The following is a 15,359-nucleotide window of genomic DNA, read 5'->3' as shown; positions in this document are numbered from 1 at the left end:
AAGTAGACATAAAAAAGGAGGTGCCCCAAAGCACCTCCTCATTCAAGTTCGTTAGTCACACACTAATGTTCGAGGGGAACGATTATGATCAACTTAAATTTCTTCAAGCTCTTTGATACCAAAGAACTGTTTATCTACTACTGATTCTTAGCGACGGCTTTAATCAGAACAGATGTATCCATGCGGCCTAAACCATCGCGTTGAAGGTCTGCGTATTGCTCATCCACTTTCTTAGTCAGTGGGAGCTCCAGACCCACTCGCTCTGCTTCTTGCAGACAGAAGCCTAAGTCTTTGCGCATCCAATCAATCGCGAAGCCAAAATCAAACTGATCTTCCGCCATCGTCTTGGCGCGGTTTTCCATTTGCCATGACCCTGCAGCACCGTGCTTGAGTGTTTCAACTACTTGTTCAATATCCAAACCGGATTTCTGCGCAAGTAACAACGCTTCGCTCAAGCCTTGAAGCACACCACCAATACAGATTTGGTTTACCATTTTACAACGTTGACCTTGGCCATTTTCACCCAGAAGTGTCATTTGCTTCGCATATACGTCCATCACTGGAGCAACACGATCAAAAATGCTTTGTTCACCACCACACATGATGGTTAGAACACCATTTTCTGCGCCTGCTTGACCACCAGATACCGGAGCATCAATGAAGTGATTGCCATATTTGGTACAAGCATCGGCCAATTCAACGGCTAAATCAGCGGAAGTCGTGGTGTGATCAACCAGTACCGCGCCTGCTTTTAGACCGACTAGAATCCCTTCTTCACCGTATACAACGCTGCGCACGTCATCGTCATTACCGACACAAGTAAATACGATATCGCAACCTTCTGCCGCTTCTCGCGGTGTCTCACACGCAATGCCGTTGTATTCTGCAGCCCATTTATCAGCTTTGGCTTTAGTGCGGTTGTATACTTTGGTTTCATACCCCGCTTTGCTCAAATAGCCCGCCATTGGGTAACCCATAACACCCAAACCAATAAATGCTACTCGTTGTTTTTCCATTGCACGCTTCCCTTAGTTCACCTGACTGAAATGTTTTGTAACATGCTACTAAAGAATTGAAAACATTACTCGTAATTTATCCTTCACTCGCGGCACAAATAAAAGTGAACCGCGATGTTGGAGTAAATACCAAAAGCATTCATCAGGGTCATCGAGGAGACATTTCTCAGAAGTTAAATGTTAAGACACTCTACGAGCTTGCAACAAAGCCGTGGCGTTCAACATGGCATCCTTGGTACTGACATCCAAGACTTGGATTTTTCGAAAACGTTCCGGTTCTTTAATCGCCACATCGTGAGCAAAAATCACAAACTTCGCTTTCTCGATGTCTTTCTCGGTAATTCGGTTGATGACGCCATTCGCGCCTTGGGTTTCGACTTTAATCTTAATGCCGAGTGCACAAGCCGCTTTTTCCAATGACTTAGCCGCTAAGAACGTATGTGCCACACCTGATGGACAAGATGTAACCGCCAAAACATCCGCCTCACCTTCGCCTTGAACGGAACCATATACTTGAGAATGACCTGTGTAGCTTTCATCTTCGGTGACGGTTTTCTTTAGTGCAATCACGATCAACGCCGTGGTAACAGAGCCCGCAATCGTGCCGATGATGTAACCAATTTTTCCATCCACAACAGGGAGAACAATCCAACCGCCCCACGGTGCATGGTTCATTACGTGGAACATAAAGCCAATCACGTTACCGACGATTCCCCCCGCCACAATAGCGGGTAATACTCGTGCAGGGTCGCCAGCGGCAAAAGGAATCGCACCTTCGCTAATACCGATCATCCCCATAATACCTGCGGCTTTCCCCGCTTCGCGTTCATCTCGCTTGAATTTACTCGGCGCCAAAAACGTGGCTAGTGCCATACCCAATGGCGGCGTACAAATCGCAATACCGACCCCGCCCATCAACCATGGTTGCGTGTTCACTTGGGTTTGAGCAAACAACGTCGCCACTTTGTTGATTGGGCCGCCCATATCAAACGCGGTCATTGCCCCAAGCACAGTTCCGAGCATTACTTTGCCTGAGCCCGCCATGCCCGTCAGCACCTCGTTCATGGTGGTCATTGCGCTGGCAATCGGAGCACCTATCACCCACATCACCGCGCCGCAAGTAACAAACGTACCGACTAGCGGATAAATAAAAATCGAGCCAAGCGAACTCATGCTGTCTGGTAGCTGAATTTTCTTTAATAGCCAAACGACAAAGCCAGCAAAAAAGCCGACCACAATCGCACCTAAAAAACCCGTATTGTAATGACTTACCGCAATCCAAGATCCAATCATACCCGGCGCAAGGCCCGGCTTGTCGGCAATGGAATAAGCAATGTATCCGCCAAGAACGGCAGTAAACAATGTCAGACCAGCAATCCCCATTTGGGCAATATCGGCCAGAATGCCCTCTTGTGGTACACCACCGTGACCAGAGATCATCACCGACAACGACAACAACACACCGCCCGCAACGATAAACGGGATCATGTGGGATGTGCCAAACAGCAAGTGCTCTTTAATGCGGCCAAGTTTTTGCGCCCAAGGGCTCAGGGGTTCTGATGCAAATTCTAAAGAAGTTGGGAGAAATTCATTGGATTGGGTTTGAATATCAGTCAGCATCTCAAGCGCTTCTTCTCGCGATTGAGCCAACTTGAGCTTTTCAACAAAGCCGTCTTCGATAATTTTGGTGGAAATTTGTGCCAATACTTCAATGTGATGATGATCATCACCATCTGGGGACGCCAGCATGAAAAACACATCGGACAGCTCGCCATCTTCGGCGCCATAATCAATCCCATTACGGCTGATCCCGACCGCGACAGCCGGTTTCGCTACAGCATCACTTTTGGCATGAGGGATCGCAATACCATCATCAAATCCTGTGTTACCGATCTCTTCTCGTTTCCAGATATCTGCCAAGAACTGGCTTTGACTATTGAGCTTGCCGGCGGCCTCTAGCATCTCGACCAGCTCTTTGAGCGCTTCATCTTTGGTTTGAGCTTTTAGATCTAAACATATCGTTTCCAGCTCAATTAGGTTTGTGATGTCCATTGTTTTACCTTCCAATATTCACGCTCGAATATATACCCAAGTGAGTTTGAGATACAGGATCCCCTGGCTCGTATGCGTTCCTACTCATTTTATTTGGGCATAGATTAACCAGTGCCTACCTTTTGATATATAGGACTAAAAGTGCATTAACTGGATTAATGTAACATGAGATTCAAACTGTGATAGAGCTCTTGCGTTAATCCAGCTCAAATCAATTCAATCTGCGGTGGCTGTGCTAATATCCACAAAAAATAAAATGGATAGAACATGAAAATCGTAGCGGTGACAGCATGCCCTACAGGCATCGCTCATACTTATATGGCAGCAGATGCACTAATGAAAGCTGCGCCAAAACATAACGTGCAAATTAAAGTAGAAACGCAAGGTGCGATGGGGATAGAGAATCAGCTCACTCCTCACGATATCGCTCAAGCGGATCGGGTTTTGATCGTGTCGGATATTGAGATAGAACAACCAGGCCGATTCGAAGGGACGCGCAAAATTCAAATCCCCATTGAAGAGGTTTTGCTCAACGTCGACAAAGTATTCCTCGTCCACTGCCGCGACTAAATTTGCAGATGAACGAATACCAAATCACCTTTTTCGTCGATAATGCAAATGCCAGTGCGCACCTTGCTCAGCCACTCAATCGAGTGGCAAAGAAGTTCAAAAGTACCTTACATATCATTAATGTAACGCAAAATCGTGTTGCGGAACTCACCAAGTCCGTGGCGATATTGCAAGCAGGTCTACAACAAGGTGATTTGTGTCAAATCACAGCGATTGGCATTGACGCAGAGCTGGCCTGCTTCGTCATAAAAGACATGATTGCTGAACACTTTACTGTGGTGGGATCTCATATCAACTATGAGTTTTCTAGCCAACTGGCCGAGCGTTTACCGCAAATTTGTCCACCTTGTGAAATCAAATGGCAGTACGCCAAAGCGCATACCGAGCTCACCAAGTTTGAATGCCTTAAAGGACTAGCTCAGCTCATCCACCCCATTCATCCCGACGAACTGATTCTTGCTTTTATTAAACGTGAAGAACGTTCATCAACTTGCGTGACCCCGGGGATCGCTCTACCACACGTGATGTTTTCAGGTGTTGACCATATTTCTATTGCTGTTATTGCGAATGAAAAGTCGATGGATTGGGCTTCGAAGATGGGTGATGTTCATCTGGCTATAGCACTGGTGATGCCAGAAAAGCCGACCCGAGAACAGATCATTGCGGCCACTAACCTCACAAGAAACCTGCTTACCGATCAAATGGCGGAACGCCTACTACTAACAAAAAGCAGCGTCGACTTACAGGCGCTGCTGATGTACGCCATGTCGAGGCTGCTCGCCTAAACTTTTCTATGATTTACGCACTCTGACTGAAGGCTTAAATCGAACCACGATATTCCGTCGGCGTTCTGCCTGTACGGTTCTTAAATACTCGGCAGAAATAGTTCACGTCTTTAAATCCGCAGCGCACTGACACGTCATTGAGTTTGAAGTTGTATTTCTTGAGCATAAACTTCGCACGATCCACGCGTACCCAAGTAATGTAGTCCGCCAAGGTCATGTGCCCCTGCTGACGGAACAAGCGCGACAAATGGTTCGAGGAAATACTGAATCTCGACGCAATGCTGTCACGCGTGATTGGGCGATGGAAGTTCTCTTGAATGTAGATGCAGATCCCTTGATAGAGATCTTGCACACGGCTATGTGACTGCTGCTCGACTGGTGCATCCAACATCGTCTTCGCGTATTGCAGCAATGCTTGCAGTAAAAGCTCATCCATTGGTTTTTTAGTATTCTCACGAGCCAGTGAGCTCAACGCTTCTAAGATGTTATCTATCGCAAATCCTGAGCGCGTTTGGATGCTATGCTTTTGAATATCGTAAAAGTTTGCCTCACCTTTGCGTTTGCTCACCAAACTCAACCCAAGTTGTCGACGCCCAAACAAAATACTTAACACTGAGCAATCGGTATCCCAGTCTGGTTTATTCCAACAGTTAGGTGGAATAAATATCGCGTCGCCTTTTTTAGCAACGATGTGCGTTACTTTTCGATCATAACTTTCCATTTCATTAATATATTCCCCATCCAGAACTAACTCTAGGCGAGGGAAATTAACTTGATAGCTAAATTCAGGCGGCGTATGAAAATCTCCTGCAAACAAAATATTATGAAATGGCTCTCTTTCATTTAATACCGCTGAAATTAAATCATGAAAAATCATTGTCTCACACTCTATATATGCATCAATGATGCTATTTACTATAGATATACACCGGACTGGACTTTTGTGCTATTGAGCAAAATCACACTTCCATTTTAATGTTACAAAAATCCAGTTAACGCATCAAATTTCCAGTAACAAAAACTCTATCAATAATACTCAATCCCTTTTCAAATGGGAGCAAAGCCACATTTTACTTATCGTTTAGCTTCTTATCCATCATGTCACAGATATGCAGCTAGATTTGTCCAGTGAACGATCTAAATCACACTATAGTTAGTCGGTTACAATCCTCCAGTAAATGCATTTTTTCTTCACTACAGTCTTTTTATCAGTAATTTAAAAATACCCCTGAAATAAAAATTATATTTATAGGGGTTCGACAATGATCACCAAACTAATAAATGAAGACTTAATTAAGCTTGATCTTAAAGCGTTTTCAAAAGAAGACGTATTTAAAGAACTAGTTGCCGTTCTTCATGCCCAAGGTCGTATTTCTGACCAAACACAATTTCTTGCAGATATAAAAGCACGTGAAGAATTAGGAAATACTGGATTTGAAGATGGCGTGGCAATTCCACACGCGAAAAGCGCCGCTGTGATTGAACCGGCGGTTGTGATCGGCGTAAGCAAATCAGGTATCGAATACGGCGCAGAAGACGGTTTACCTTCAAAACTGTTCTTCATGATCGCTTCTCCAGACGGTAGCGATAACCACCATATCGAAGTACTTGCAGAGCTGTCTTCAAAACTGATTGAAGATGGTTTCATCGATGCGTTCTTAGGCGCAACAAACAGCCAAGACGCACTGGCACTCCTTCTTGCTAAAGAAGAACCGCAACCAGTGACAGATGCTCCAGCAAACCAAGGTTTCATCATTGGTGTTACCGGTTGTCCTGCGGGCGTTGCTCACACCTACCTAGCAGCAGAAGCGCTAGAGAAAGGTGCAGCGGCAATGGGTTACGAAATCAAGGTTGAAACGAACGGTTCAATCGGTGTGAAAAACAGCCCAACCGCAGAAGAAATCGAGCGTGCAGATGCCATCATCGTGGCATGTGACAAGCAAGTTGACATGAACCGCTTCGCGGGAAAACGTGTGGTTAAAACCAACGTAAAAGCCCCAATCCGCGATGCTCAAGGACTGATTAATGAAGCGTTAAACGCACCGACCTACCAAGCTGAATCCAATGGCAATACGCAAGCATCGGTTGCCGACAAAGCTTCTCAAGCTCGTTCTGACTTATATCGCTACTTGATGAACGGCGTATCACACATGATCCCCTTCGTAGTAACCGGTGGTCTGTTGATTGCCCTTGCTCTTGCTGTAGGCGGTCAGCCAAGTGAAGCGGGCATGGCGATTCCTGAAGGCAGCATGTGGAACCAAATCCTGAACGTCGGTGTGGTTGCCTTTACGCTGATGATCCCAATCCTTGCCGGTTACATTGCTTACGCGATTGCTGACCGCCCTGCTCTAACTCCTGGCTTGATCGGTGGTTGGATAGCAAACAACGGTTCTTTCTACGGCGCAGACGCAGGTACAGGCTTTATCGGTGCCATCATCGCCGGTCTGCTTGTGGGTTACTTCGTGAAGTGGATTACGTCGATTAACTACCACAAGTTTATTCAACCTTTGGTGCCAATCATGATTGCGCCAATCACAGGTTCGTTGTTCATCGCAGGTCTTTTCATCTTCGTTATCGGCGCGCCAATCGCAAGCCTAATGGACGGTCTGACTGCGCTACTAACGAGCATGAGTACAGGTAACGTCGTTCTATTGGGTATCGTACTTGGTGGTATGGCTGGCTTCGATATGGGTGGTCCATTCAACAAGGTCGCATTCCTATTCTCTGTGGGCATGATTGCGAGCGGTCAAACTCAATTTATGGGTGCGATGGCGTGTGCAATCCCTGTTGCACCTTTAGGCATGGCACTGGCAACGGCGCTTGGTCGTAAGTTCGACCTGTTCGAAGAATCAGAAACCGAAGCGGGTAAAGCAGCAGGTGCAATGGGTCTGGTTGGTATCTCTGAAGGTGCGATTCCATTCGCAGCGCAAGATCCAATGTCAGTGATTCCAGCAAACGTACTTGGCTCAATGGTAGCAGCAGTAATGGCATTCTCATTCGGCATTACCAACAGTGTTGCTCACGGCGGTCCAGTTGTCGCTCTACTTGGCGCGATGAACCACCCTGTACTTGCTCTGATTTGTATGGCAGCTGGCGCAGTAGTTACCGCAGTAACGTGTGTAACTCTGAAGAAAGTTCGTAAAGCAAAAATGATGCAAGCAGCCGCTTAATCTCCCCTACCCCCAAATGGCTCCTATGGCTTGGGCAATGTCGCCCAAGCCATGATTTTCTCTCATGGTGACACTCTATGTCTGATTTAACGATGTCCGATACACAAACGATTCAAACTCAAGCTAAGCATCCGATGTTTTTCCTGATGAACAACGTGATTCAAAACTACGCTTGGGGAAGTACTACTTCTGTTAACCAACTGTTTGGCATTGAAAACCCAACGGGCGAACCACAAGCCGAAGTATGGATGGGCGCGCATCCAAACGGTTGCTCAGTGGTGATGGTAAACGACGAGGAGACCAAACTCTCTTCACTGATTGCTCAAGACATGAATGCTTTTCTGAGTGAAGAAGTCGCAAACCGTTTTGGTGAACTTCCATACCTGTTTAAAGTGCTTGCCGCCGAGAAAGCGCTGTCGATTCAGGTGCACCCAAACAAGCAACAAGCAGAACTGGGTTTTGCACTGGAAGAAAAACAAGGCATTCCCCTAACCGCTGCAAACCGTAACTACAAAGATCCAAACCACAAACCAGAATTGGTTTACGCGCTAACCGAATACCAAGCGATGAATGGCTTCCGCCCAACCAGTGAAATCATCAGCTTCTTCTCTGAGCTGGCGATTCCTGAGCTGCAAAGCTTGGTGGATGACCTTATCGACAATCAAACTTCCAAAGGCTTGGCGAGCTTCTTCTCCGGTCTATTGTCACTGGAAGGCGAACAGAAAGAGATGGCGTTGACGGTGCTATTGGCACAAGCTCGCATCACCGACTTACCTCTGTTCAACCTGGTCTTGGAGTTAGAAGCGCAATACCCGGGCGACATTGGTTTGTTTGCGCCCTTGCTACTCAACGTCATCACGCTGAAACCAGGCGAAGCGATGTTCTTGAATGCAGAAACGCCACACGCGTACTTGAAAGGTACGGGGCTTGAGATCATGGCGAACTCAGACAACGTGCTACGTGCCGGTTTAACGCCGAAGTATATGGACGTAAAAGAACTCGTTGCATGCACACGCTTCGAAGAAAAGCCATTCGACACCCTACTGCTTGCGCCAATCGAAAACGACGACATGTTGGAATACCCAATTCCCGTCGACGATTTCAAATTCGCGATTGTAAAACAAGCCAACCAACGAACGCTTGATGTAAGAACCGCAGAAATCCTGTTGCCGCTAGATTCCCCGCTCGCGATTACACACGTAAATGGTGAAACGTGTGTAGTAGATAAAGGCCAATCTGTTTTCATCCCTGCTTACGCCAAACAATACAGTTTGAATTGCGAAGGTCGTGTGGCGCGGGCTTACAGTTAATATCGCTGATTAAGTTTGCATGTCGTTACTGCCAATAAGCAAAAAAGAGCAGAGAAACGTCTCTGCTCTTTTACTTAATATGCGCTTTTCCCGATAAATTCACGCAATAATCAAATTGTCTAGAAAGGTTTACTGCTTAGCGTGGAACATCGCTTGTCCACTTTTATCTTTATTCGACCAAAAGTTAATATTGAACTGTGCATCATCGCTCATTTCAATACGATGCCAATACTGTGGCGGGCTTGTCGCGAACTGACCTGCGTTGATCACGACGACCATTTCAGGCTCTGTCGCGAATTCATCAGCAAAACCATAGTAGGTGACTTGCCCCTCCATTACGCATAACTGCCCAAACACGCCTTCGGCTGTGTTGTGATGAGTTAGAAGAGCTGGAGGCACACTGCCTTTGGTAAAAAATGGCGTCGAACGTTGAACCGTCCAGTCTTTCGGAATACGAAGATGTGACATGGTTATACCCTCTTTGAATATAAAATTGTGCTGCTTGAAGCGAGTTACGATTGCGCGACTTGAGACAGTTCACGCAGTAACAGAAAAGCCTGAGCCACTTGCTCACCCGTCACAACAAACCCTGTCAATATGCTTTGTTCATTTTCAGCTTTTGCTACGATGCCAGATTGAGAAATCTGCACATTCCAATTCGCGACAGCACTGAAGTCCCCGGCAAGCTGAATTGGGTAACTCGGCGTTTTGACTTTTACCATCATTGGCGGCAACTTCAATTGCGCTTCCTGCCCAAGCAACTGCTTACCTAAAACATTAGCGCTCAACACGATTGGCTGAAGGTATGGAAGCATACGCCCTTGTATCTCGGCGCAATCGCCCAGAGCGAATACATTGTTCGCAGAAGTCTGCAGCTTAGCGTCAACAGCAATGCCTTTCCCAACCTCTAATCCACAAGCATTCGCTAATTGAGTGTTTGAACGTAAGCCAGCGGCAGAAATCACTACATCAGTATCGATCACTTCACCGCTGTTCAAAGTCGCTACCAACGAATCGGCGGTACGATTCACCTCAACAACCCCATTTCCCAACGCCAGTTGAATGCCTTGCTGCTTAAGTTGGCTTTCCAGAGGCAACGCCACAAACTCAGGAATAAGATTGGCAAGCAAGCGTTGGTTTGATTCAACCACCGTAACGGCTTTGCCGCTGCTCGCAATATCCATTGCAATCTCAACGCCAATCAAACCACCACCGATAACCATTACGCGCTTTGCTTGACTGATTCGCTCTTCTGCGAGCTGATACTCTTGTAACGAATTGAGCGTTAGGACATCGCCAGAAGCATCACCTCGCATTGGAGGAACAAAGGCTTTCGCGCCCGTTGCAAAAATCAGTTTGGAGTACGCATAAACTTGTCCATCTGCTACCACTTGTTGGGCTTGCGTATCCACACTCTCAATTTTAGTGTGGGTTAATAACTCGATATGGTGCTCTTGGGCAAACGCTTCTCCCGTTTTTACCACCAGATCCCTCGCGGTCTGTTTTCTACTGAACACATGGCTCAAATCAGGCTTGTTATACTCCGCACCGTCATCAGCGGTGAATACTTGAATTGACACCTGTGCATCCATTCGACGCACAGTTTTAACCAGTTGATAGGCAGCAAAGCCACTGCCTATGATTACTATTGGTGCTTGCATCACAGCTCCTCACCCCTTGAACTCAACAAATACATCTTTACCCAAGTGACATTCAGGGCAGAGGAAGTAGTCCGGAACGTCTGACCACGTGGTACCCGCTTCAATTCCTTGATTAGGCTCACCCTGAGCAGGGTCATACACCCAGTTACAAACGGTGCAAATCATGCACTGGCAATCTGATGGATGTGCTTCTGAGCTTGGATTAATAAGCTCCCTTTCGACCACGGCTTGCGTTTCTACTTGTACAACGGGCTGTGATTGAACTTGCGGTTCAGACGCAGCCATCATCGGAGACGCAGCAGGACTTGTTAGTGGATGTTTCGCCCACAATTTCGCGATGCTCTTGCCATGTTCACGACACTCACGCATCGCTTTACCATCTGGTCGCCATTTGGTTTTCAAGCTGACTGCCGTTTCAAAACCCGCATCGGTCAACCGTGCGTGGATACGGTCTACCGCACCACCATTCCAACCGTAGCTACCGAATGCAGCGGCTTTTTTCGCTTTAAAGCGCAGACCGGTAATTTCTTCTAGCATGCCTGCGATCTTCGGCATCATGACGTTATTCATGGTAGACGAACCAACCAAGATGCCTTTAGAGCGGAACACATTGGCGAGAATTTCATTCTTATCGTGCTTAGACACATTGAAGACTTTAACTGCGACACCCGGGTCAACATCGTGGATGCCCTGTGCAATCGCGTCCGCCATCATTCGGGTATTGTTCGACATAGAATCGTAGAAGATGGTAATACGATCTTCTTGGTAGTTATCCGCCCATTCCAAATATTGCTCGATGATTTGAACTGGGTTATCGCGCCATACAATACCGTGTGAAGTTGCAATCATGTCGACAGGCAAATTAAAGCTCAACACTTCTTTGATTTTAGCGGTTACCAAGCTGCTGAATGGCGTTAGGATGTTTGAGTAGTAACGCAGACACTGTTCCATCAACTCATTTTGGTCCACCTCATCGTTGAACAAACGCTCATCGCAGTAGTGCTGACCAAATGCGTCATTACTGAATAGCACCGCATCGCCCGTTAGGTATGTCATCATACTGTCTGGCCAGTGCAACATCGGCGCTTCTACAAATACCAATTGTTTACCGTTACCAATATCGATGCTGTCACCCGTTTTTACCGTTTTAAAGTTCCATTCGGGATGATGGTGATGACCCACAATCGAATCAATCGCCGCTTCTGTACAGTAAATTGGCGTGTTCGGAATCTTCTCCATCAATGCAGACAATGCGCCTGAGTGATCTTCTTCTGCATGGTTCACGACGATAAAATCGATCGTCTTAAGATCGATTTCCATTTCTAGGTTCTGGATAAATTGCTGGCTGAATCGATGCTCGACCGTATCGATCAGCACCGTTTTTTCTTCACGAATTAGATAACTGTTGTAGCTGGTACCTTTTGTCATTTTGTATTCTGTACCGTGGAAGTCTTGAACTTCCCAATCGCGTTGACCTACCCAGTGGATATTGTTTTTTACGTGAATTGTCATAATTACTACCTTGAATGACGGGATAAACAAAAATAATTTCTTCTTGTATTGCACTGGGCATGCCAACTTTTAATTGCTATATATTTCAATAATTTAATTAAAACACAACTTTAACAACTGTCATTAAGACACAGTTAAAAATTGTCATTAAGACACTACAATAGTCATATTGACACAATTGGTATTGGCTATGACTTCTTTAATCGCGCAATGGCTACACATCACGCAAGACCTAAATTCAGCGCTCACTCGGCAAGCTCGATTTGATACCTTATTAACAACGATTCGCGAGATATTAAAATGTGATGCTTCTGCTCTTCTTTTGTATGAAGATCAGCACTTTAAGCCGCTGGCTATCAATGGCTTAGCAAAGGAAGTATTGGGACGCCGTTTTTCTATAAACCAACACCCGAGATTGGAAGCCATTGCACGCGCTGGCGATATCGTACGGTTTCCATCGAATAGCGACTTACCAGATCCCTATGACGGGTTAATTCCGAACCACGACGACAAGCTGCACGTCCATTCATGTATTGGTCTCCCTTTGCTGATCGACGATCAATTGATTGGCGCGATCACTATTGATGCCTTCGACCCGAATCAGTTCGATGGTTTACTCAATCAAGAACTACGCTTTGTAAGTGCGTTAGCCGCGGGGGGCTTGCACACAGCTCTACTACTGGAGCAGTTAGAAACACAAGCAAGCTTGCCACGTGGGTCTTACACTGAGAAACGTACGCTAAGCAACGAAATCATTGGCAAATCTGCTGGGATGAAAGCACTTCAAGAGCAAATCGATGCGGTGGCAGATACCGAGCTATCAGTGTTGATAATGGGTGAAACAGGGGTTGGTAAAGAGCTCGTCGCAAACGCAATTCATCATCGCTCTCACCGAGCCAATAATACCTTGGTGTACTTAAACTGTGCCGCGTTACCTGAATCTGTCGCAGAGAGTGAACTTTTTGGTCATATCAAAGGTGCTTTTACTGGTGCTATCAGTAATCGGAAAGGTAAGTTCGAGCAAGCCGACGGTGGCACACTATTCTTGGATGAAGTTGGCGAACTTTCTCTGGAGTTGCAAGCCAAGCTACTTCGCGCATTGCAATATGGCGATATCCAGCGTGTTGGGGATGACCGACATATTCGAGTCAACACACGCATTGTGGCGGCAACGAACCGTGTTCTGCATGAAGAAGTAAAAGCTGGCCGTTTCAGAGCAGATTTGTACCACCGTTTGAGTGTATTCCCTCTTCATGTTCCCCCACTTCGTGAACGTGAAGACGATGTCGTGCTACTGGCTGGTTTCTTTGCAGAGCAACTACGCAGCAAGTTGGGGCTGAACAGTGTTCGACTCTCTTCCACTCTAGTTCAAGCACTTAAAGATTACTCTTGGCCGGGCAACGTGCGTGAACTGGAACACGTCATCAAACGAGCGGGCGTGCTTGCCAAAGCTAGAACTCAATCGCTGGATATCGAATTGGTGGAACAAGATTTCGATATCAAAGCGTCGAACAATCAGCCCACCACTGAAGAGTCAGGTATACCTAGCTCTTCATTTGAACTGTCAGACGCTGGTTTAAAGCAAGCCACTGACACCTTCCAAAAAGCCATGATTATAAAAGCACTAGAGCAGAATCAAGGAAACTGGGCTGCAACAGCACGTCAGTTAGAACTCGATAATGGTAATTTACACCGCTTAGCCAAACGGTTAGGTATAAAGTAAAAAAGGATACGGACGGTTTGAATTCCGCAAGAAAATCTATCTCGCTTATGTCAAAATGCACCATCACAATCGAAAAGTCTGTAATGTAATGAACTACCAAGCTGCTATTTTTGATATGGATGGTTTGCTCCTTGATACTGAGCGCGTCTGTATGCGTATTTTCCAAGAAGCATGTGAAGTCCAAAACCTTCCGTTTTATGAAGATGTTTACCTGTCGATCATTGGTCGCAATGCGGCAGGTATTGAAGCAATTTTCCGCAAAGCCTACGGTGAGAACCTAGACCGCCTGCATCATGAATGGCGTACTCGTTACAATGCTGTCGTCAAACACCAAGCCATCCCAGTGAAAAATGGTGTTGTTGAGCTGCTAGAATGGCTGAAAGCACAAGGCTTACCAATCGCAGTAGCGACTTCTACGGCAAAAGAGGTGGCGAAAATCAAACTGGAATTAGCGGGTTTGAGTAAGTACTTCGACAACCTCACCACAGGCTGCGAGGTAAACCACGGTAAACCCGATCCAGAAATCTATTTGCTGGCAGCGAATCGTCTGGATGTAGAACCAAGCCAATGTTTGGCCTTTGAAGATTCCAATAACGGTGTTCGCGCAGCCGTGGCAGCGAATATGGTTACTTATCAGATTCCGGATTTAGTTGAACCTTGCGAAGAGGTAAAACAATTTGGTCATTCCATCGTGCCGTCATTACATGAAGCGTTAGATGTGTTGAAGCAAAATCGCTAAACGTAAACTGCCGCTCTAACTGTTAAAGCTCAGCAATTTGGCTGAGCTTTTTTATGCTTGAGCCTCTCCTCTCACCTTCTCTAATCTACTTCTAATAAACGCCAAGATACTGCTCCAAAGGCTTAATAAGATAGACCTTATCTCTGTACGGGGCGTATTCCTTTCTTTTTTGATTTACCTCACGCCATCGCATGAAATAGGGCCTATGAGTGATCAAATAGTGGAACTAACCAGTACAAGTTTGCAACAAAACGTCAATATACCGCTTGAAGCACGTTTTTCGAGTGAAAATTGGCTGATAATGAGAACTATTGGATGAGATTAATCCAAGTCAGCCCAAAATATAAAATGGAGAGTGTTATATGTCTTTACGTTTATTAGCAGCAACCTTCGCATTAGTAGGAATGAGCTTTGGTGCCCAAGCCAGTGCCGAGTGTGAAGTGTCCCTAGATGCTAACGATATGATGCAGTTTTCTACTAAAACACTGAGCGTTCCAGCGACTTGTAAAGAAGTAAAACTGACGCTAAACCACACAGGTAAAATGCCTGCACAATCAATGGGTCACAACGTCGTTATCGCAGATACCGCTAATCTACAAGCAGTAGGTACGGACGGCATGGCAGCAGGTGCAGAAAACAATTACGTGAAGCCAAATGACGACCGTGTATACGCTCACACAAAAGTGATTGGCGGCGGTGAAAGCACCAGCATTACTTTCAGCACTGAAAAAATGAAAGCTGGCGGCGACTACTCATTCTTCTGCTCGTTCCCTGGTCACTGGGCGATCATGCAGGGTAAATTTGAGTTCAAATAAGAGCTA

The 15,359-nt window shown here is 46.1% G+C and carries 13 protein-coding genes; 7 read left to right on the top strand and 6 right to left on the bottom strand.

From position 1 onward, the window contains the following. Positions 1-137: 137 nt before the first annotated feature. Positions 138-1,016, bottom strand: coding sequence for an NAD(P)-dependent oxidoreductase (locus LIX84_RS11755; RefSeq protein ID WP_104970214.1), 879 nt, complete (start codon positions 1,014-1,016; stop codon positions 138-140). Positions 1,017-1,196: 180 nt separating this feature from the next. After that, positions 1,197-3,068: a fructose-specific PTS transporter subunit EIIC gene (locus LIX84_RS11750; protein ID WP_053317689.1), complete on the bottom strand. Its 1,872-nt coding sequence runs from the start codon at positions 3,066-3,068 to the stop codon at positions 1,197-1,199. A 267-nt stretch (positions 3,069-3,335) separates the two neighbouring features. Here LIX84_RS11750 and LIX84_RS11745 point away from each other — a divergent pair, with 267 nt between their 5' ends. Continuing rightward, positions 3,336-3,638, top strand: coding sequence for a PTS fructose transporter subunit IIB (locus tag LIX84_RS11745; RefSeq protein WP_005463048.1), 303 nt, complete (start codon positions 3,336-3,338; stop codon positions 3,636-3,638). 8 nt (positions 3,639-3,646) lie between these two features. After that, a complete protein-coding gene (locus LIX84_RS11740) occupies positions 3,647-4,423 on the top strand; it encodes a PTS sugar transporter subunit IIA (protein WP_005392466.1) in 777 nt (258 codons plus the stop codon). 34 nt (positions 4,424-4,457) lie between these two features. Here LIX84_RS11740 and LIX84_RS11735 read toward each other — a convergent pair whose 3' ends face one another. Beyond that, positions 4,458-5,300 (bottom strand): helix-turn-helix transcriptional regulator, encoded by an 843-nt coding sequence (locus LIX84_RS11735; RefSeq protein ID WP_226421375.1) that lies wholly within the window; start codon positions 5,298-5,300, stop codon positions 4,458-4,460. A 385-nt stretch (positions 5,301-5,685) separates the two neighbouring features. Here LIX84_RS11735 and LIX84_RS11730 point away from each other — a divergent pair, with 385 nt between their 5' ends. Then, positions 5,686-7,593: a PTS fructose transporter subunit IIABC gene (locus LIX84_RS11730; RefSeq protein ID WP_226421374.1), complete on the top strand. Its 1,908-nt coding sequence runs from the start codon at positions 5,686-5,688 to the stop codon at positions 7,591-7,593. Between the two features lie 77 nt (positions 7,594-7,670). Further along, a complete protein-coding gene (gene manA, locus LIX84_RS11725; protein ID WP_226421373.1) occupies positions 7,671-8,903 on the top strand; it encodes a mannose-6-phosphate isomerase, class I in 1,233 nt (410 codons plus the stop codon). A gap of 129 nt (positions 8,904-9,032) precedes the next feature. Here the strand turns inward: manA and LIX84_RS11720 are convergent, their stop codons facing one another. The 3 genes from LIX84_RS11720 to norV are packed head-to-tail and all read right to left on the bottom strand — an operon-like array spanning position 9,033 to position 12,076. Next, entirely contained in the window at positions 9,033-9,371 is a 339-nt protein-coding gene (locus LIX84_RS11720; RefSeq protein WP_006742231.1) for a DUF1971 domain-containing protein, read from the bottom strand. Between the two features lie 44 nt (positions 9,372-9,415). Next, the gene (norW, locus tag LIX84_RS11715) at positions 9,416-10,564 is read right to left on the bottom strand and encodes an NADH:flavorubredoxin reductase NorW (RefSeq protein WP_226421372.1); all 1,149 of its coding nucleotides are present in this window, start codon (positions 10,562-10,564) and stop codon (positions 9,416-9,418) included. A 9-nt stretch (positions 10,565-10,573) separates the two neighbouring features. Further along, positions 10,574-12,076: an anaerobic nitric oxide reductase flavorubredoxin gene (norV, locus tag LIX84_RS11710; RefSeq protein ID WP_226421371.1), complete on the bottom strand. Its 1,503-nt coding sequence runs from the start codon at positions 12,074-12,076 to the stop codon at positions 10,574-10,576. A 190-nt stretch (positions 12,077-12,266) separates the two neighbouring features. Between norV and norR the strand changes: the two genes are divergently transcribed. From norR to azu, 3 genes are all read left to right on the top strand, one after another. Continuing rightward, positions 12,267-13,799 carry a nitric oxide reductase transcriptional regulator NorR gene (gene norR / locus LIX84_RS11705; protein WP_226421370.1) on the top strand — a complete coding sequence of 511 codons (1,533 nt, stop codon included), beginning with the start codon at positions 12,267-12,269 and terminating at the stop codon, positions 13,797-13,799. An 88-nt stretch (positions 13,800-13,887) separates the two neighbouring features. After that, entirely contained in the window at positions 13,888-14,538 is a 651-nt protein-coding gene (locus LIX84_RS11700; RefSeq protein ID WP_226421369.1) for an HAD family hydrolase, read from the top strand. Between the two features lie 362 nt (positions 14,539-14,900). Further along, entirely contained in the window at positions 14,901-15,353 is a 453-nt protein-coding gene (gene azu, locus LIX84_RS11695) for an azurin (RefSeq protein ID WP_005392455.1), read from the top strand. Positions 15,354-15,359 lie beyond the last annotated feature (6 nt).

Origin of the sequence: Vibrio sp. E14 (assembly GCF_020515785.1) — a bacterium.
GTDB lineage: Bacteria > Pseudomonadota > Gammaproteobacteria > Enterobacterales > Vibrionaceae > Vibrio > Vibrio diabolicus.
Note: the sequence above shows the minus strand (reverse complement) of the source record. Positions and strands in the feature narration are given on the sequence as shown.